This is a genomic window from Sphingomonas sp. BK580 (genome assembly GCF_014194975.1).
Lineage (GTDB): Bacteria > Pseudomonadota > Alphaproteobacteria > Sphingomonadales > Sphingomonadaceae > Sphingomonas.
The window spans coordinates 100,735-120,306 of record NZ_JACIAY010000008.1 but is presented as its reverse complement, the minus strand read 5'-3'; the positions used below and the strand labels follow the sequence as shown (position 1 = coordinate 120,306).

Sequence of the window (19,572 nt, the reverse complement as noted above, 5' to 3'; positions counted from 1 at the left end):
CACGCGGGAGCCCAGGACGGGAAGCACTGCGTCCGTGTCCTAGGCGCCCGCGTGCGCGGGAGCTCGGGCTCACTCCACCCGCACGCGCAGCATCGCCGCGGCCGCGGCCAGCATCGTCGCCGCGGCGAAGGCCATCGTCCAGATCGGCGCGGTCGGGAAGAAATGCTTGGTGATCGACCCCATCACCGTCGCCACCAGCAGCTGCGGCAGCACGACGAAGACGTTGAACAGCCCCATGTAGACCCCGAGCTTGCGCTGCGGCAGCGCCGAGGCGAGGATCGCATAGGGCATCGCCAGGATGGTCGACCAGGCGACGCCGATCGCCACCTCGCTCAGCAGCAGCCAGCGCGCGTCGGGCACCACGAACACGCTGGCGAAGCCGAGCGCGCCGCAGCCGAGCCCGATCGCGTGGGTGCGCGCCTTGCCGACGCGCCGCGCCAGCCACGGCAGCAGCAGCAGCGCGGAGAGCGCCGCCACGCCATTGTAGGCGGCGAACAGCACGTCGACCCAGTTGGCGCCCTCTTGGTAGGCCGGGCTGGCCGCGTCGGGCGCGCCGTAGAAGGCACCGGTGACGACCGGGGTCGTGTTGATCCACATGATGAACAGCGCCGACCAGCTGAAGAACTGGACGAGCGCGAGCCGCTTCATCAGCGGTGGCATGCCCGCGAAATCGCCGACGAGATGGCCGAGCATCCCCGCGCCGCGCCCGCGCCGCGCGCGGCGGATCGCGACGAGGCTGGCGAGGCCGTAGCCGGCGAGCAAAGCGCCGAGCAGGTACATCTCCTTCTCGAGCCCGAGCGCGGCGACGAGCGCCACCACCGCCGCGCCGGCCCCGATCCAGGCGAGCGGCGCGCCGTCGCTCCGCGCGGCGAGCGCGGCATGGCCCTCGGCCTCGTCGGCGGCGGGCGCGCCGTCGAACGCGGCCATCTCCTCGGGCGCATATTCGCGCGTGGTCAGCACCGTCCACAGCACGCTCAGCAGCAGCGCGGCGCCGCCGACCCAGAAAGCGACGCGGACCGATGCGGGGATGACGCCCGGCGGCGCGACGTTCGACACGCCCGCCTGCTCGAGCAGCCAGGGGAAGATCGATCCCACCACCGCCCCCGCGCCGATGAAGGCGGTCTGCACGCCATAGCCGGCGGCGTGCTGGTCACGGTCGAGCATGTCGCCGACGAAGGCGCGGAACGGCTCCATCGAGACGTTGAGCGAGGCGTCGAGCACCCACAGCATCAGCGCCGCGACGAGCAGCCCGGGGCTGAGCGGCATGATCAGCAGCGACAGCGCGGCGAGCAGCGCGCCGGCGAGGAAATAGGGCCGCCGCCGCCCGAAGCGGCCGAGCCAGGTGCGGTCGCTGAGGTGACCGATCACGGGCTGGACGAGCAGCCCGGTGAGCGGCGCGGCGACCCACAGAGCGGGCAGATCGTCGAGCCGCGTGCCGAGCGACTGGAAGATGCGGCTCATGTTCGCGTTCTGCAGCGCGAAGCCGATCTGGATGCCGAAAAAGCCGAAGCTGATGTTGGCCAGCCCGGCGAGCGACTGATGGCGGCGGCGCGGCTGGGTCATGCGCGGGGGGTCGTGAGGGGACTGTTGGTAGGGGTGGGGTCGGTGTCGGTGCCGGCGTTTGCGGTAGGGTCGGCGTCGGCGTCGGCGTCGGCGTCGGCGAGCGGTGACGACCTCTCCTCCTCCGCCGTCCACCCCGGCGAACGCCGGGGTCCAGTTGCGAGCGGCGCGCGAGATGCGGAAACGTCCCCCAACTGGACCCCGGCGTCCGCCGGGGCGTCGGAGGGAGTGTCCCTCCCCTCCCCACCCGCGTGCTCCGGCGCAGGCCGGAGCCCAGCTGCGCGCGGCACGCGAGGTGCGGAACCGTCCCCCAGCTGGGCCCCGGCCTTCGCCGGGGCACCGTTGGAGGAAGGGTCCCACCCCGCATCACCCGCGTGCCCCGGCGAAGTCCGGGGCCCAGTAGCGGGCGGCACGTGAGATGCGGAGCCATCCCCCGACTGGATCCCGTTCTCCGCCGCAGCACGCAGCGCCAGCAGCGCGCCATAGCCGTCGAACCGCGCCCCGCTCACCCCGCTCGCCACCAGCGTCACGCCCTCCGGCAGCGCCAGCTCGCGCGGCTCGGGCGTCAGGTTCACCACGCACAACAGCCGCTCGTCGCCGGCGACGCGCTCGAACGCCACCACCCCTGGCCCGAGGTCGACGAAGGCGATCGTCCCGACCCGCAGCGCCGCATGCGCGCGCCGCAGCGCCAGCAGCCGCCGCGTCCAGTGCAGCAGCGAGCCCGCGTCGGCCTCCTGCGCGTCCACCGCCATCGCGCCGTGGTCCGCGCCGAACGGCAGCCACGGCGTGCCCGCGGTGAAGCCGTGCCCCGGCCCCTCCGCCTGCCACGGCATCGGCGTGCGCGCGCCGTCGCGGCTGAGTGTCAGCGGCCAGTTGGCGATCGCCTCCGGGTCCTGGAGCAGCTCGAACGGCACCGCCACCTGCGTCAGCCCGAGCTCCTCGCCCTGGTAGAGGAAGATGTTGCCGCGCAGCGCCGCCAGCAGCACCATCTTGGCCCGCGCGAAGGCGTCGCGATGCTCGGGCAGCGCCCAGCGCGACACCGCGCGCGGCGCGTCGTGGTTCTCGAACGCCCAGCTCGGCCAGCCCTCGCCCGCCGCGCCGGGCCATTGCGCCAGCGCGGCGCGCACCAGCGCAGGGGTGAGCTGCTCGGCGTAGAGGAAGTCGAAGCCGTAGGCGGTGTCGAGCCGGCGCGGCGCGGTATAGTCCTTGCGCACCCAGTCGCTCTCCTCGCCGCCGATCTCGGCCACGGTGAAGCGGTCGGGGTATTCGTCGGTCAGCGCGCGGATGCGCTCGACGAAGGGCAGCATGTCGGGCTGGTCCTGGCTGTGCTGCTTGAGCTGGAAGTCGAACGAGCGCGTGCGCGGCTTGTTCGAGGGCGGCGCGGGCGGGTTGTCGGTCAGCGCCGCGCTGCCCATCGCGTGGTTGATTGCGTCGAGGCGGAAGCCGTCGACGCCGCGCTCCAGCCAGAACCGTCCCACCGCCAGCAGCGCCTCCTGCACCGCCGGGTTCCGTACGTTGAGCTGGGGCTGCTCGCGCAGGAAGGTGTGGAGGTAATATTGCTGGCGCCGCGCGTCCCAGGTCCAGGCCGGGCCGCCGAACACCGACTGCCAGTTGTTGGGCGGCGCGCCGTCATCCTTCGCGTCGGCCCAGACGTACCAGTCGTGCTTGTCGCCGTCGCGCCGCTGGCGGCTCTGGCGAAACCAGGCATGCTGGTCCGAGGTGTGCGACCACACCTGGTCGGTGATCACCCTCAGCCCCAGCGCGTGCGCGCGCGCGACCAGCGCGTCGAAGTCGGCGAGCGTGCCGAAGGTCGGGTCGACGTCGCAGTAATCGGCCACGTCATAGCCGAAGTCGCGCATCGGCGAGGTGTAGAAGGGCGAGATCCAGATCGCGTCGACCCCGAGCGAGGCGACATGGTCGAGATGCGCGGTGATCCCGCGCAGGTCGCCCACGCCGTCGCCGTTCGCGTCGGCGAAGCTGCGCGGGTAGATCTGGTAGACGGCGGCGCCCTTCCACCACGGGTCGGTCATTCTGTCTCTCCGATAGCGCACACGGCATAGCCGAGCGGCGGCAAGGTCACACGCAGCGATCCGGGCGCGACCGCGCGCGCGGCGCAGCCCTCGCCGGCGAGCGTGGCGGCGGTGGCACCGCGCACGCCGATCTCGACCAGCCGCTCGATCGGCCGGGCCGAGGTGTTGAAGGCGAGCAGGATCTCGCGCCCGCTCGCCGCATCGACGCGCGACACCGCGAGCAGTCCGGGCGAATCGCCGCGCGCGCGCAGCAGCGTCCGCCCCTCCCGCAGCGCGGGCTCGGCCCGGCGCACGCGCGCGAGCGTCGCGATCTGGCGGAACAACGGGTTGTCACGCCCGAAATGCGCCGTGGCGGTGGTCGTGGTGGTGCCGAGCAGGCGGTTGTCGTTGTAGCTGGCGACGCGGCTGGCGAACATGTCCTCGCGGGCGTCCTGGTCGTTGCCGTCGCCGGTGAAGCCCTGCTCGTCACCCGAGTAGATCGTCGGCACGCCGCGCAGGGTCAGCAGCATCGCGTTGGCGAGCTCGACCCGCCGCAGCACCTCGTCGTCGCTCGCCCGCGGCAGCGCCTGTCGCACGTAGAAGGCGAAGCGGCCGTTGTCGTGGTTGCTGACGAAGGTGGGGAGCGTGCGCGCGGTCGCCCCGCCGCCCTCGTACAGCGAATCGCCGCGGATCAGCGTCTCGAAGGCGTCGGTGCCGCGCGTGCCCGCGACCGTGTCGAGCACCGCGCGGCGAAAGGCGAAGTCGAGCACCGCCGGCAGCTTGTCGATGCGCGTGTGGATCGCGAGCGGGCCGGGATCGAGCTGGTCGGCCGCCACCTCGCCGAAGACGTGAAAGTTGGGGATGCCGCGCGCCCTCGCACGCGCCAGGATCGCGGGGACGAACTGCTGCCAGAACTCGGGGTTGACGTGGCGCGCGGTGTCGATGCGGAAGCCGTCCACGCCGAAGCGGTCGATCCAGCCGCCGAAGATCTCGATCATGCCGCTGACGACGCGCGGGTTCTCCGTCATCAGATCGTCCAAACCGACGAAATCGCCCATGGTCGAGCTCTCGTCGGTGAAGGTCGTGTTGCCGCGATTGTGGTAGAGCGTGACGTCGTTGAGCCAGGCCGGCGACTTGGCCTTCTCCTCGCCCTTTGGAATGAACGGGGTGTAGGCGTAGCGGGGATCGGTCAGGCGCGCGAAATTGGCCGCGCGTTGGTCCTGGTCGCCCGCGAAGCCGGGGTTGATCGCGGCGCCGGCGACGCCGCCGCGGCGTTGGTACGGATAGTCGGCGCGGCCGCGATAGGCACAGTCGCCGCACTCGCGATACTGGATCACGTCCGCGGTGTGGTTGACGATGATGTCCATGTAGACCTTGATCCCGCGCGCGTGCGCGGCGTCGACCAGCGCCTTGAACTCGGCGTCGGTGCCGAGATGCGGGTCGACATGCTCGAAGTCGGTGATCCAATAGCCGTGATAGCCCGCGCTCTCCTGCCCCTTGGGCCCCTGCACCGGCTTGTTGCGGAAGATCGGCCCGACCCAGATCGCGGTCGCGCCGAGCGCCTGGACATAGTCGAGGCGGCGCGTCAGCCCCTCGAGGTCGCCGCCGTGGTAGAAGCCCTTGGCGGTCGGGTCGTAGCCGGTGACGAGCCGGTCGCCGCTGAGCCCGCCGCGGTCGTTGCTCGGGTCCGCGTTGTCGAAGCGGTCGGGCAGCGCGAAGTAGATCACCTCGTCCTGCGGCGGGCGCGCGCGCAGCTCGGTCAGCGGGTCGGCGAGCGCGGGCGTGGCGCTGGTGAGCAGCGCGGCGAGGGCGGCCGCGAGGATGAGCGGGCGGGCGCGAACGCTCCTTCTTCTGGCGTCGTCCTGAACTCGTGTCAGGATCCACCGTCCCGCGAGCGCCGCGGCGGCTGAGTGCGCGGCACGGTGGATCCCGCAGCGTGTTCGGGACGACGGCAGGGTGGGAGGAGCGGCGGCGTCCTCCTCCGGCAGCGTCTCGCGGTGCGGGGGGGCGTCACGCCCCTCAACCGGGTTCTCGCGCGCGCGGGAACCCGGGGCCCCGGTCGCGCCGCGCACTGGCACCTGGCTCCCGCTGCCGCGGGAGCGCACCACTGGGGCAGACCTCGACATCACCATCCGCTCACCCTCCCCCGTGCCGTGTCGGGACGCCCCGCGCGGTTCGCCGCCTGATGCGGCGCCGCGCCGCGCTTGGCCAGCGCAGGGCATACGTATTCACAGCGCCGCGTGCGCGCGGTAGAAGATGCTCCCGCAGGAGAGACCGATCCGCCGCCATGGCGCTGTCCGACAAAGTCACCTCGTTCGACATCGCGGCGCTGGCCGGCGTCTCGCAGCCCACCGTGTCGCGCGCGCTGCGCGGCGACAAGACGGTGAGCGCGGCGACGCGGCTCCGCATCGAGGCGATCGCGCGCCAGCTCAACTACAAGGTCGACCGCGCCGCCTCGTCGCTGCGCAAGGGCGAGGCGCGCACGCTGGCGCTGCTCTTCTTCGAGGACCCGCTGCCCGACGATTCGCACATCAACCCCTTCTTCCTGTCGATGCTGGGATCGATCCTCAAGACCTGCGCGCTGCGCGGCTACGACCTGCTCACCTCCTTCCAGCAGCTCTCCGCCGACTGGCACGTCGACTATGCCGACTCGCGCAAGGCCGACGGGCTGATCCTGCTCGGCTACGGCGACTGGCAGCTGTACCGCGCGCGGGTCGAGCAGCTGGTCGGGCAGAAGACCCGCTTCGTGCGCTACGGTTCGGTCGCCGCGAGCGGCGGCCTGGGCACGGTGATCGGCTGCGACAATCGCGCCGGCGGCGCCGCGGTCGGACGCCACCTGATCGAGCGCAGGCGCCGCCGCGTCGCCTTCATCGGCGAGGCGAGCGACCATTACCCCGAGTTCCGCGACCGGTATCGCGGCCTCGCCTACGCGCTGCGCGAGGCCGGGCTGGCGGCGGATCCGGGGCTGCACGTCGACGCTCTGTCGTCCGAGCAGGCCGGCTATGAGGCGACGCAGCGGCTGATCGCGCGCGGCATCGGCTTTGACTCGCTGTTCGCCGCCTCCGATCTGATCGCGCTCGGCGCGCTGCGCGCGCTCGACGAGGCGGGGCTGGTGGTGCCGCGCGCGGTGTCGGTGGTCGGCTTCGACGACATCCCGGCGGCGAGCCTGACGCGGCCGCCGCTCACCACGGTGGCGCAGGATTACGCGCGCGCGGGCGCGGTGCTGGTCGACACGCTCGTGCGCCAGATCGCGGGCGAGCCGACCGACCATCTCACGCTGCCCGCGACCCTGGTGGTACGCGCGTCGACGTGAGGCGGCAGGCGGGTAAGAGATCGCTCGTCGAACCTATGCGCGAGCCTTGTCTTATTTGCCCGTGCCCGTCTCCCTCCGTCATTCACGCGAAGAGGGGATGGCATGGGCGGACCAGCGGGCGGCAGCTGAGAAGGCGCGCAGCGACGCGTGCTCTCTCCGACTAGCCCCCCACCAGCGCCGAGTGCGACGGCATCTGCGCCACCTCGCGCCGCACCAGCTGCGCCCATAGCGAGAGGAACTCGCGCGCCGCATCCAGCGGCTCGGTGTCGGCGAGCGGGTGGTGGCCACCCGGCAGCATCCCCTGCCCGACCAGCACCTGCACCCACGCCACCTCGGTGAACAATTCGTCCTGCTCGCGCAGCACCACGCCCTGCTCGCGCCACAGCGCCAGCTTGGCCGCGAGCGTCCCGGGCAGCGGCAGCTCCCGGCAGTCGCGCCAGAAAGCGCCGTCGCGCCGGTTGGCATGATAGTGGAGCACGAGGAAGTCGCGGATCCGCTCCCACTCGGTCGCGCTCTGGCGGTTGAAGGCGTCGCGCGTCGCCGGCCCGCTCGCGGCGCCGGGCAGCAGCGCGATCAGCCGCGCGATCGCCGACTGGACGAGGTGGAGGCTGGTCGACTCGAGCGGCTCCATGAACCCGGCCGCCAGCCCGATCGCGACGACGTTGCCGCGCCACGCGTCGCGCCGTCGCCCCGTGGTGAAGCGGATCGCGCGCGGCGTTGCCTCGGTGCCGCCGTCGAGCCCCGCGCGCAGCACCTGCTCGGCCGCGGCGTCGTCGAGGTGCGCGCTGCTGTAGACCACACCGTTGCCGGTGCGGTGGCGCAGCGGGATGCGCCACTGCCAGCCGGCGTCGTGCGCGGTGGCGCGCGTGTACGGGACCGGCGGCGCGACCCGCGCGCAGGGCAGCGCGAGCGCGCGGTCGCACGGCAGGTAGCGTGACCAGTCGTCGTACGGCACCGCCATCGCGCCGCCGATCAGCAGCGCGGCGAAGCCGGTACAGTCGACGAACAGCTCGCCCGCGACGCGCCGGTCGCCGTCCAGCCGCAAGGCGGTGAGCGCCTCGCCGGCGCGCTCGACGCCGAGGATGCGTCCCTCCACCCGCTCCACCCCTCGTGCCTCCGCGAAGCGGCGCAGCAGCGCGGCGTAGAGCGCCGCGTCGAAGTGGAAGGCATAGGGCATCTCGGGCAGCAGCGCGGCGGTGCGCGCGCGGCCGAGCTGCATCCGCCCCTCGCGCGCGGCGACCTCGTTGAGCGAATAGGCGCCGAGCGGCGCCGCTGTCCCCGCCGCCCGCGCGCGCAGCCAGCGCTGATGGAACGGCACCAGCCCCGAGTCACGGCCGACGTCGCCGAACGCGTGGAGATAGCGCTCGCCCGGCGCGCCCCAGCCCGCGAACTCGATGCCCAGCTTGTACGTGCCCTCGGTGGCGTCGAGGAAGGCGCGCTCGTCGAGCCCGAGCGCCTGGTTGAAGGTGCGGATCTGCGGGATCGTCGCCTCGCCGACGCCGACCGTACCGATCGCGTCCGACTCGACCAGTCGCACGCGCCAGTCCGGGCCGAGCAGGTGCGCGAGAGCGGCGGCGCACATCCACCCCGCGCTGCCGCCCCCGGCGATGACGATCGTGCGCATGCGCCGCTCTCTCCTGATCCGACTTCTCGCGGCGATGGTGCGCGGACGGAGCGCCGCGGGCAAGCGGGGTGCTCCGGCCTGCTGCGTCTGGGGCGCGTCTATCTCGCGTCCGCCTTCAGCAAGGCGGCGGGGGGATTCCTGCTGCCGGATATTGTTGAGAGACGCCCCCTGGTGCTCCCGCGCCCGCGGGCGCCGAGGACTCTCCCACGTCAAGGACCGTCGTTCTGCTTGGCTCTGCACCGCGCTCGCGGTGAAATCGCGGAGGGTCGAGCAGCAACGAACCCGCCGCCGAGGAAGGCTCGCAGGGAACGCCATCCCGATGACCACCGACGAAACCGGCCCCCCAGGTTCTGCGCGGCGTCCCGGCATCGAGCCGGGCTCCATAAGCCCGCGTCCTAGAAGCTCAGCCCGATCCGCACCCCGCCGTAGCGGCGGAAGTCGCGCGGCAGCAGGGCGGCGGTGGCGGTCTGGTTGCCGAAGTTGTTCGCGACGTTGACCAGCGACGCATAGTGCCGCTGGTCGAAGACATTATCCAGGAAGACGGCGCCCTCCCAGTGGCGCGTCTCGTCGCGCAGGCCCAGGCTGACGTCGGCGACATGGTAGGCGCGCTGGAACAACTGCGGGTCGCGCGGCGCGTAGGACATCGCCCCCTGATACCGCCATGCGGCCTGGATCACGCCGCGGCGATCGTGGCCGAGCGCTGGGGCATATTCGCCGCTGGCATCGAACCGCCACGTCGGCGCCTGTGCCAACCGCTCGCCCGCCAGGTCCTGCCGCCGCGGCGTGCCGACGCAACCCTGCGCCGCGGTCTGCAAAGGAAAACAGGGGGCGGCGGGGAAGGACAGATAGCGGGCGTTCAGATAGGTGGCGTTGGCGCTGAGCGTGACAGCGCCGCTCGGCCGCGCCGACGCCTCCACCTCGACTCCGCGCGTGACGAGCTTGCCGACGTTGGTCAGCCGGTTGAGGTAGGAACCATCGGGGAAGAACTCGACGGTCTGGGCCTGCAGGTCGCGATACTGCGTGTCGAAGAAGGTGGTGTTCAGCGTCAGGTGGCGCTCGAGCCACTGGCTGCGGATGCCGACCTCCTCGTCGCGCGACCGCTCGGGGCGGATCGGCCCGCCGTCGGCGCGCTTCTGGTCGAAGCCGGTGGACAGGTCATAGGCCTGTCCCTTGTACCCGGTGGCGTAGCTGGCGAAGGCCATCAGGTCACGCGCCGCCTGGTAGCTCAGCCCCAGCCGGTAAGTGGCCGCATCGTCGCTGTCGTGGCCGGCGAAGCGGCTCGTCGCCTCCGGATGGCGCTCCGCGGCGAGCAGGTCGGCGAAGGTGTAGCGGACCCGCTCGTTCTGGACTCGACCGCCGGCAGTGGCGGTCAGCTTCGGCACGACTTGCCAGTCGATCTGCCCGAAGCCGGCGAGCTGGCGCGAACCGGCGGTGGCGTGGAGATGCGACAGCGCGAAGGCGGGCCCGCGCTGGAACGGCCGGTCGAAGCCGGTGTCGGCATAATAGAGCCCGAGCGCGTAGCGGAACGCCGCGTCGTCGCGCGACAGCAGTCGGACCTCCTGCGTGAACAGCCGCGAGTCGAAGGCGCCGACCTCGCGCACGTTGCCGCGTCGCGGGCGCGCCGCGGTGTCGTCGAAATCGAGGTAATCGTAGAGCTTGAAGCGATCGTAGTTGGTCAGGCCGAGCAGGCTGACCGCGCCGAGATCGATCTCGCTCCGCAGCAGCGCGCCGCTGCCGTGATAGTCGGTGCCCGATCGCGCGTTGTACGCCACCGTCTGGTTGCCCGGCCCGGCGGTGACGCCGGGCAGGACGACCGCGGCGGTGAGGTCGGGCTCGTTGTGCAGCCGGGCGGTCGGCGCGAGGCGGACGAACGGCCGCGCCGCCGCGGTGCTGCCGTCGATGTAATTGCCGGACAGCGTGAAGGTGAGCTCGGGGCGGGGCCGCCAGCGGAGCTTGCCGCGCGTCGTGAACGTGTCGCGGCCGCCCAGGCGCCGGCCGTCGAAGCGGTTGCGGACGTTGCCGTCCCAGTACGTGTAGCCGCCGGTGACGACATAGCCGAGCGTGTCGGTCAGCGGACCGGTGAGGCTGAGCTGCTCGGCGAACTCGTGATCGGCGGTGAGGCGCGCGTTGGCGCGGATGTGCAGCTCGTTGGTCGGCTGCGTCGTCATGATCTTGATGAGGCCCGCCGAGGCCGCCTTGCCGTAGAGCGTGCTCTGCGGCCCGCGCAGCGCCTCGATCATCGCGACATCGGGCAGGTCGTTGATCGCGCGCGCGAGGAACGCGACCGGGGCGCCGTCGACCGTCACCGCCACGCTCGACTCCACGCCGATCGCATAAGCGAACGTGCCGACGCCGCGCATCGACACGTTGGTGTTCACCGGATGGTCGGCCGGGCGGATGACGAGCGAGGGCATGACCCGCTCCAGATCCTGGAAGTGGTGCACGCCCTGTGCCTCGAGCTGGGCCGGGGTGACGACCTGCACCGCCAGCGGCACGTCCTGGATGTTCTCGAAGCGCTTCTGCGCGGTGGTGGTGACGATGACCTCACCGTCCTTGCCCTCGGTGACGGTACCGGGCTTGGGGGACTGGGCCGGCCCCTGCGCCTGCGCAGGGGTGACGAGCAGCACCGCGCCGGACAGCGCGAGCAGGCATCGGGCAGGACGTGCGAAGCTGGTGTACATGGGCGCCCCGGATCGCGTGATGACGTACGATCCTTGTAGAGCGCGGTACCGCTCGCCCGTGCGGAGGCAGCGATGTTTATCGGCGATCCTTCGCGCCGCGCCTTACATCGCTTTGAGCGCCTCCGCGTGGCGCGCGACCACCGCCGCGATCCGTGCCGCCGCCGCCCTCAGCGTCGCCGCGCCGCCGCCCGCGGCATAGGCCTGGTGCAGCGCCAGCGCGCGCGCGTGCGCGGCGCGCTGCTGCGCCACATAGGTGGCATCGCGCGCCAGGCCGGTCTCGGCGCGGAGCTCGGCGACCCACTCGGTCTGAAGCGGGGACAGCGCCGCCGCGGACACGCGCACCCTGGCGCGGGCCGCCGCCGCGCGCAGCGTCGCGCTGCCACGCGCGTGGTCGGCGAGCATCATCCGGGCGAGGTCGCGCACCTTCGCGTCGGTGGTGGATTCGAGCACCATCTGGCTCGCGGCGCGCTCGTACAGGTCGGCCGCGCCCGCTGCCTCGAGGTAGCGCGCGGGCGACATCGCCTGCGCCCCCACGGGGACGGCCACGACCGCCCCGGCGAGTATCGTCAGCCCCGCGAGCGCGCGCATCGTCCCTCTCCTCACAGGCCGAACGCCGACTTGAGCCGCGCCACGGCGTAGAGCTCGGCGTCATAGGCGCCGCGCACCAGCCGGCCCATGCCGAAGAACTCGTGCGTCACGCCGCTGTACGTTCGCTGCTGCACGCTCACGCCCGCGCCGCGCAGCGCGTGGGCGAGCGTCTCCCCGTCCGAGCGCAGCGGGTCGATCTGCGCGTTGACGATCGTCACCGGCGGCAGCCCGCGCAGGTCGGCGCGCACCAGGTTGAGCCGCGGGTCGGCGGAGTCGCCGGCGGTGGCGGCGTGATAATGCGAGAACCAGCCGAGCATCGCGGCGTCGAGCGGCGTCGCGCCCGCGGAGTCGCGCCGCGACGGTAGCGCGGGATCGCTGTTGGCGATCGGGTAGATCGCGAGCACGTGCGCCGGTCGCGCCAGCGCATGGTCGCGCGCGTAGATCGCGACGTTGAGCGCGAGGTTGCCGCCAGCGCTCTCGCCCGCGAGCGCCACCCGCGTCGGGTCGGCACCCCAGGCGGCGGCGTTCTGCACCGCCCAGCCATAGGCAGCGGCGGCGTCGTCGTGCTGCGCCGGGAAGCGGAACTCGGGCGCGTGGCGATACTCCACCGACACCACGATCGCGTTGAGCTGCTTGGCGAGCAGCCGCGGCGTCGCGTCATAGGCGGTGACACCGGCCAGCACCCAGCCGCCACCATGGTAGTAGACCAGCAGCGGCAGCGGCGCGCCCGTTCCTGCGGCCGCACCCGGCCGATAGATCCGCGCGTACTGCATCGGGTCGGTACCGTAGGCGAGGTCCTGCGTCGTCACCGTCGCGTCGGGCGCGACCGACATGCCCGACTTGCGGATCGCGGCGTTGTACGCGTCCGCCGCCGTGGGCTCGAGCCGCGCCTCGACCGGGGTGAGGGTCGCGATCGGCCGCGCGCCGAGCAGCGGCAGCTGCTCGAGTACCGACTTCATGTCGTCCGCCACCACCGCCGTCGGGATCGCCGCCGCGGTGGTCGACGGAGGCGGTGCGTCGTTGAGCGCGGCCGGCGACTGTGCCGCCGCACCTCCGCCGATCACCAGCGCGGCGACCGCCGCCGCGCACCATCCCACTCGCATCCTTACCCCCTCACGCTCACTCGCGCCGCAGCGCCCCGATCCCTGTGTTCGCCGGACCGTTCCGGCTCTGCAACCCGACCTGAGGTCTGCCCCATCCGAATCGTCAGCGTGCTCCGGCGAACGCCGGAGCCCAGGGCCATGGCCGCTCCCGCTCGCCGCTCCGGGCTCCCGCATGAGCACGGGTCGGCTCGGATCGGCCAATCCTACGTCAGTAATCGCGCGACACCCGCACGTTGGCACTCTGCCGCCCCAGCGTCGAGATCGACGACAGCAGCGACAGCCAGCGCGTTACCTGAAACTCGACCCGCGTCGCCGAATAGCCGGCGCCGTCGGTGATGATCTCGGCGTAGATCCGCCGCGTCACGTACTTGCCCGCGGCGATCGAGGTGCCCTGCCCGGTCTGCGGGTCGGCGGGCAGGATGCGCAGGCGGTCGAGCCCGGCGGCGCGGCGCACCGCGTTGATCGGGTTGAGCCCGCCGCCGCCGTCCTGCAGCGCCGCCACCGCGGCGGCCAGCTGGAGCGCCTCGGGCGCGGAGAGATTGGTGATCGAGGTACCGAACAGCAGCCGCGACAGCAGCTCGTCCTGCGGCAGCGCGGGCGTGCTGGTGAAGCTGATCTCGGGCTTGAGCGCGACACCCGTGACCCGGATCGTCGCGTTGAGCCCGGTGGTGTTGGCGCTCGCCTCGATGTCGAGCGCGGGGTTGGCGGGCACCTCGCCGGCGAAGCGGATGATCCCGCGCGACAGCTCGAACTCGCGCCCGGCGAACTCATAGTCGCCGCGCACCAGGTCGGCGCGGCCGGTCAGCGCCGGGTCGGTCGGCGTGCCCGCGATCTGTACCTGGGCGGTCCACTCGCTCGACAGGCCGAGACCCGTGACCATCAGCCCGTTGCGCGCGCGGGCGCGAACGTCGAGCCGCCACGGTGCCGCCACCTCGTCGTCGGCATTGTCGCCGCCGGGCACGTTGATCTCGCGTACCGACACCTGCGGCAGCGCGCTCGCGACCGTGGCCTGACCGAACTTGTAGCGGCTGGTGTCGAGCCGCACGTCGCCGCCGATCACGCCGCCGTCGCCGTCGGAGCGGAAGGTGATCGGGCCGGTGACGGTGGCGCCGATGTCGTCGCGATCGATCAGCACGGCGTGATCCGCGTCGACCCGCAGGTCGAGCGCGACGCCGGTCGGGCGCAGGTCGAACCAGCCGCTGCCCGACACCTTGCCGCCGCGGGCGGTGTCGCCGGTGAAGCGGTCGAGCTGGAGCCGCGAGCCGCTGAAGCGCCCGCTCGCCGCGAGGTTGGTGATCGAGGTGCCCGTGGTCGCGCTCTGGATCCGCGCGCCCGATGCGCGCACCACGCCGCGCAGCTGCGGCGCCTGCGTGGTGCCGGTGACGTCGGCGGCGAAGGCGACCGGCCCGGTCAGGTCGAACAGCTCGATCCGCGTGAGCCGCCACAGCGTGTCGGCGGGGCCGCTGTAGCGCACCTGCGCGAACAGCCCGGCGCGCGACAGCCGCTCGACCAGGCTGCCGCTGCCGAGCGGCTTGAGCTGCGCCTGCGCGCGGCCGACGATCTTGCCCGCCGACTGCATCACCACGCGCGCGCCGGCGTGATCGGGCGCGAGCACCGCGGCCAGCCCCATGTCGACCGGCGTGGACGAGGTCACCAGCCCCGATCGGGTCAGCCCGCGAACGGTGAGGTCGGCGCGCCCGGTCGGCGCCGCGCCCGCGCGCGCATCGAGCCGGATCGCGCCGCTCGCGCTGCCGCCGAGGCCGAGCCCGCTATAGCCGATGTCGAGCACCGCCAGCGGCAGGTCGGCGAGCGTGGCGCGGACGCTCGTGTCGCCGTCGCCGAGCCGCCCCGACACCTCGGCCGAGCCCCCCGCGAAGCTCAGCCTGGTCGGCGCGAGCGTCCAGGCGCCGCCATCGCGGCGCAGCACCGCGGGCGTGTCGAGCCGGATCGGGCGCTGGCCGATGCTGCCGCTGGCGCGCACGGTGTAGCCGTCGGGCGTGACGGCCGTGACGGTCTGGACGCGGAAGCCGACCCCGCGCGAGCCCGCGATCGCGGCGCGGATCTCGCCGGTCTCGCCCGCCAGCGCCACGCTGCCGTCGAAGCGCGACACCGACAGCGCGCCGTGGCGCAGCCCCGCGCCGCGTGCGGTGGCGTCGAGCTTGGTGCCGGCGGGGTCGAGCAGGGCGGTGAACTGCAGCTGCGCCACGCGCACGGAGGCGACGCCGCCGATCCGGGCGTTGCGCGCCTGGAGCTGGGCGGCGATGCGCTGCACTTCGCCGACGGGGGCGAGGTCGAGCGCGCCGCTCCAGCCGCCGCCGTTCACGTTCAGCCGCCCGCGGAAGCCGCCGTCGACGATGTCGAGCGCGCCGGTCGCGCGCGTGCCGCTGACGTCGAGCCGCTCGACCAGGATGCGCGACTGGCCGTCGCCCGGCGGCAGCACGATCTGTCCCGCGCCCGTGAAGTCGCCGAGCCGCGATCCACCCGCGGCGGAGAAGGCGAACCCCTGCGCGCTGGGGTCGAGATGCGCGCGCACCGCGGTGAGCCCCAAGGTGGCGTTGGGGCGCGCGAAGACGAGATCGAGCGTCGGCCGCTCGATCCTGCCGTCGAGCCGCAGCGTCACCGGGCCGTAGGTGCCCTGCGTGCCCGCACCCTCGAAGAAGAAGGTGCCGTCGCGGCGGCGGTAGCCGTTCCCGGCCAGCCGCAGCGTCGGCGCGGTGAGCACCAGCCGGGTGAAATGGAGGATGCCGTCCGGGGTGCGCTCCAGCTCGGTCTCGATCCGCGGCAGCCCGCCGGTGAGCGAGCGGAAGAAGGCGTTGTCGAGCCGCAGCACGCGCGCGGTGCCGCGCCCGACCACGCGCGTGCCGTGGCCGTTGGGACCGGGCACCGCCTGGAGCCGCGAGTCGACCTGCACCAGCCCGATGCCGGGGATGAGGTAGCGCCCCAGCCCGCCGCTCAGCGCGACGTCGTAGCGCCCGGTACGCAGGTCGAGCCGGAGCCCGATCTCGCCGGCGAGCTGGTCCGAGCGCAGCCGCAGCCGGTCGCCGGTGACCTGGGTGGCGGTGACCTTGAGCACGCCGTCGACGCTGAGATTGCGCAGGATGCCGCCGGCGACTTCGCCGACCCCGGTGACGCGCGCCGCGGTGAAGCGCGCGGGCACCAGCACCGGCGTCCTCGACCAGCGTCCACGCCCGGCCGCGCGCGCCTGCTCGAAGCCGGTGTCGTCGAACGCGAACCGGTCGGCGGTGAGGCGGTAGTCGAAGGAGAAGGTGCGGAAATTGCCGTCGAGGATGGCGCGCAGGCGCATGTCGCGCGCGGTCATGTTGCGGAACAGCGCCGCCGGGCGCAGCAGCCGCGCGCTGACGCGCACGTTGCGGAACGCGCTGGCGGCGAGGTCGACCATCCCCTGCACCTCGGCGGCGATCGCGGGCGAGCGCAGCGACAGCGCGCCGTCGAGTCGGCGATTGTCGAAGGTGGCGTTGCCGTCGACCGCCACGCGCGGCGCGGTGAGCGACTGGAGCTTGCCGCCGGTCACCGCGCTCGGCGCCGCCGTGCCGATCAGCCGGTAGCGCCCGTCGCGGTTGGCGAGCGCGAGGTCGATCACGCGCGCCGCGCCGGCCTGCGCCACCGCGCGCCCGTCCCAGCGGTGCCAGTCGCCGTCGCCCGCGACGTCGAGCGCGAGCGCGCGGTTCAGTCCGGTGAGCCTCGCCAGCACGCCCCGCGCGGTGCCGCGCGCGCGCGCTTCCAGGTCGAAGCGGCCCGCGTCGGGGCGCGAGTCGAGCCGCAGGTCGAGCGAGTCGCTGCCCTGCACCAGCGCGGCGAGGTCGACCAGCGCGTGGCCGTCGCGGATATCGGCGCGCCCGCGCAGCCGGCCGTAGCGCACCACGCCGGTGACCCGCGGCGCGACGACCAGCCGGTCGACCGCGAGCCGCCCGATCGCGATGTCGAACTTGGGCAGCAGCGGCCCGCTGCGGCCGGTGTCGCGCGGCTCGGGCAGCTTGGCGAGCGTCGCGGTGGCGATGTCGAGCGAGGCGATGTCGAGGCGGTTGTGCCACCAGGCGAGCGGCGACCAGTCGAGCCGCGCGCGCGGCACCGACAGCACGAGCCCGTGGGGATCGTACAGCCGAAAGTCGACCAGCTCGGCGCGCCCGTAGAGCGAGCCGTCGATCCGTCCGATGCGGAAGCGCAGTCCGTTGTCGGGGCGCAGCGCGTTCACTCGGTCCGCGACGAAGCGGTGCCCGACGCCGGTGTCGAGCACGAAGACGACGAGCAGCGCCAGCGCGACCAGCGCCGCGAGCGCCAGCCCGACGTAGCGCAGCACCCGGCTCAAAACGCCTGCCCCAGCGAGACGTAGACCGCGAGCCGGCTGTCGCCCTTCTGCGGGTTGATCGGGGTGCCGAGGTCGACGCGGATCGGGCCGAAGTTCGAGTAATAGCGCACGCCGATGCCGGCGCCGTAGCGGAAGCCGGTGAGGTCGGGCAGCCCGCCGGTGTAGATGTTGCCGCCGTCGAAGAAGGGCACCACGCCGAAATTGCCGAACGCCCGGATCCGTGCCTCGACCGCGAACTCGGCCAGGCTGCGACCGCCGATCGGGTCATTGTTAGGGTCGCGCGGGCCGATCGACTGGAAACCGTAACCGCGCACCGAGGCGCCGCCGCCGGCGTAGAAGCGCCGCGACGGCGCGATCTGGTCGCGCGGGGCGCCCAGGATCGTCCCCGCGCGCACCCGCCCCGCCAGCACGGTGCCCTTGGTGACCGGCTGGTACGCGCTCGCGTCGAGCTGGACGCGGGTGTAGCCGAAGGCGCGGTTCTGCAAAGACAGCTCGGGGCTCACCCGGCCGGCGAGGCGGAAGCCGCGCGTCGGGTTGAGCAGGTCGTCCGAGCCGTCATAGCCCAGGCTGGTCGGCAGCGCGCCGATCAGGAAGGTGCGACGGCGCGGCTCGCCGGTGGAGAGGATCACGTCGCGCTCGTCCGAGGCGACCAGCTCGGCGCCGAGCGACCAGGTCCAGGTCTTCTGGAAGAAGATGTTGGTCTGCCGCTCCAGCGCCGCGGACAGCGACAGCGTGTTGGCCTCGTACGCGTCGCGCAGCAGGTGCGCGGCGGCGAACTGCGCGGTGAGGACGCGGTCGCGCGCGTGGAAGTTGTTGCGGCGGAACGTGACCTGGCCGAGCTGCTCGCGCGTGCCGGCGACGCCGCGCAGCGTCACCGCGCCCTCGGGCGGTAACAGGTTGCGGTGGGTCCAGCTGACCTCGGAGCGCGCACCCTCGCCGGTGCCATAGCCGAGCTCGACCGCCACGGTGCGCGGCGGCGCCGGCTCGAGCCGTACCGCCACGTCCACCTCCGACGGATCGCCCGCGGCGACCGCGCGCACCTCGGCGGTGGAGACCAGGCCGGTCTGCACCAAGGCGCGGCGCAGGTCGTCGAGCTGCGACGCCTCGTACGGATCGCCGGTCTTGAAGCGCGCGATGTCGGCGACGTGATCCGCGTCGAACACGTGATTGTCGGCGTTGGCGGTGATCCGCCCGAAGCGCCGCGCGGTGCCCGGCGCGACCTCTACCGACACGGTCGCGCTCTGCGCGGCGCGATCGACCACCACCTGCGGGTCGCCGATCTGCGCGAAGGCGAAACCCTCCTCGCCCGCGCGGGTGCGCAGGTTGACCCCGGCCGCGGCGATCGCGTCGCTGTTGACCGGATCCTCGGGGTGCACCGCGAAGGCGTCGCGCAGCTTCTGGGCCTTCGCTCCCGCCGCCTCGACGCCCGCGAGCGTCACCCCGGCGAAGCGGTAGAGCGTCCCCGGCGTCGCCACCAGCACCACCACGGGGCGTTTCTCGGCGCGCTCGAACCGCGTCGCGACGGTGGCGTCATAATAGCCCTCGCCCTTGAGCAGGGTGAGGAGCAGCTCGGCGTCCTGCCGCGCGCGGCGATCGAGCTGGGCCGGGTTGGCCTCCTTCCCGTCGTTGCCGGCGAGCACCGAGAGCTCCTGGAAGCGCTGGCGCAGCAGCGGCGTGCCCGCGGCGTCGAGGCCGTCGATGCGCCACGCGTAGCGCGTGGTCGCGCCGATCTGCGCGCGCTCGGCCGACGGTGCGGCGGGGGCGGCGCTGAGATCGGGCCAGTCGACGCCGATGTCGGGCAGCGCGGCGAGCGGCGCGCTCGGGTCGACGTCGTCGAGCGTGGGCGATGCGGCATCTGTGCGGCCGGACGACGGCGGGATCGAGGCGGGCGACGCCGCGTCGCCCGCCGGCGCCCGCTGGGCGCGCGCCGGTACTGCTCCTGTTATCACGCCGACCACGGCGCAGACCAGCGCGCCGCGCCGCCCCACGTCCGGCCTCATGCCCTCGGTCTAGCCGCCGCAGGTGGAGAGAAGAAGGGGGGAAAACCGACCGATCGAGGTTGGGATCGCGCCCCCGGCACGGCCGGTCGCGACTGGCGTGCGCGACGACGGCGTGGCAGAGCGCACGGATGCCTCCTTCCCGCTCCCCGCTCGCCGGCGGCTTCCCCATCGCCGCGCTGATCCTCGGCGGCACGATCCTCGGCCTAATGGCCGGCGAGCCGACGATCGGCTTCCTCGTCGGCCTGGCGCTGGGGGTGGCCGTCGCGCTGTGGGTCTGGTGGCGCGACCGCTAGGCGATCACCTCGACGTACCCGCCGTGTTCCCGCGCTAGCGCGAGCAAGAGCGAGACGGCGCCGTTCGGTGCACC

11 protein-coding genes are annotated in these 19,572 nt (G+C 73.1%); 2 read left to right on the top strand and 9 right to left on the bottom strand.

Annotated elements, in window-relative coordinates; genetic code table 11:
* Positions 1 to 69 precede the first annotated feature (69 nt).
* The 3 genes from FHY05_RS14865 to FHY05_RS14855 are packed head-to-tail and all read right to left on the bottom strand — an operon-like array spanning position 70 to position 5,392.
* A complete protein-coding gene (locus FHY05_RS14865) occupies positions 70 to 1,563 on the bottom strand; it encodes an MFS transporter (protein WP_183945235.1) in 1,494 nt (497 codons plus the stop codon).
* Positions 1,560 to 3,590, bottom strand: a complete 2,031-nt coding sequence (locus tag FHY05_RS14860; protein WP_183945234.1) for an alpha-glucosidase family protein — start codon at positions 3,588 to 3,590, stop codon at positions 1,560 to 1,562. Before FHY05_RS14860 ends, FHY05_RS14865 begins: the two co-directional genes overlap by 4 nt.
* Positions 3,587 to 5,392, bottom strand: coding sequence for an alpha-amylase family glycosyl hydrolase (locus FHY05_RS14855; RefSeq protein WP_183945321.1), 1,806 nt, complete (start codon positions 5,390 to 5,392; stop codon positions 3,587 to 3,589). Before FHY05_RS14855 ends, FHY05_RS14860 begins: the two co-directional genes overlap by 4 nt.
* Positions 5,393 to 5,856: 464 nt before the next feature.
* On the opposite strand from FHY05_RS14855, the gene FHY05_RS14850 reads away from it, so the two are divergent.
* Complete coding sequence (locus FHY05_RS14850; protein ID WP_183945233.1) at positions 5,857 to 6,882, top strand: LacI family DNA-binding transcriptional regulator; 1,026 nt, start codon at positions 5,857 to 5,859, stop codon at positions 6,880 to 6,882.
* Positions 6,883 to 7,042: 160 nt separating this feature from the next.
* Here FHY05_RS14850 and FHY05_RS14845 read toward each other — a convergent pair whose 3' ends face one another.
* From FHY05_RS14845 to FHY05_RS14820, 6 genes are all read right to left on the bottom strand, one after another.
* Positions 7,043 to 8,506: a tryptophan halogenase family protein gene (locus FHY05_RS14845; RefSeq protein ID WP_183945232.1), complete on the bottom strand. Its 1,464-nt coding sequence runs from the start codon at positions 8,504 to 8,506 to the stop codon at positions 7,043 to 7,045.
* A 395-nt stretch (positions 8,507 to 8,901) separates the two neighbouring features.
* Complete coding sequence (locus FHY05_RS14840; RefSeq protein ID WP_183945231.1) at positions 8,902 to 11,187, bottom strand: TonB-dependent receptor; 2,286 nt, start codon at positions 11,185 to 11,187, stop codon at positions 8,902 to 8,904.
* A 102-nt stretch (positions 11,188 to 11,289) separates the two neighbouring features.
* Positions 11,290 to 11,775, bottom strand: coding sequence for a DUF4142 domain-containing protein (locus FHY05_RS14835; protein ID WP_183945230.1), 486 nt, complete (start codon positions 11,773 to 11,775; stop codon positions 11,290 to 11,292).
* 11 nt (positions 11,776 to 11,786) lie between these two features.
* Positions 11,787 to 12,878: an alpha/beta hydrolase gene (locus tag FHY05_RS14830; protein ID WP_183945229.1), complete on the bottom strand. Its 1,092-nt coding sequence runs from the start codon at positions 12,876 to 12,878 to the stop codon at positions 11,787 to 11,789.
* Positions 12,879 to 13,086: 208 nt separating this feature from the next.
* Positions 13,087 to 17,196 (bottom strand): translocation/assembly module TamB domain-containing protein, encoded by a 4,110-nt coding sequence (locus tag FHY05_RS14825; protein ID WP_311732497.1) that lies wholly within the window; start codon positions 17,194 to 17,196, stop codon positions 13,087 to 13,089.
* A gap of 5 nt (positions 17,197 to 17,201) precedes the next feature.
* Positions 17,202 to 19,205, bottom strand: coding sequence for an autotransporter assembly complex family protein (locus FHY05_RS14820; protein ID WP_183945228.1), 2,004 nt, complete (start codon positions 19,203 to 19,205; stop codon positions 17,202 to 17,204).
* A gap of 128 nt (positions 19,206 to 19,333) precedes the next feature.
* On the opposite strand from FHY05_RS14820, the gene FHY05_RS14815 reads away from it, so the two are divergent.
* Positions 19,334 to 19,498, top strand: coding sequence for a hypothetical protein (locus tag FHY05_RS14815; RefSeq protein WP_183945227.1), 165 nt, complete (start codon positions 19,334 to 19,336; stop codon positions 19,496 to 19,498).
* Positions 19,499 to 19,572: the final 74 nt, after the last annotated feature.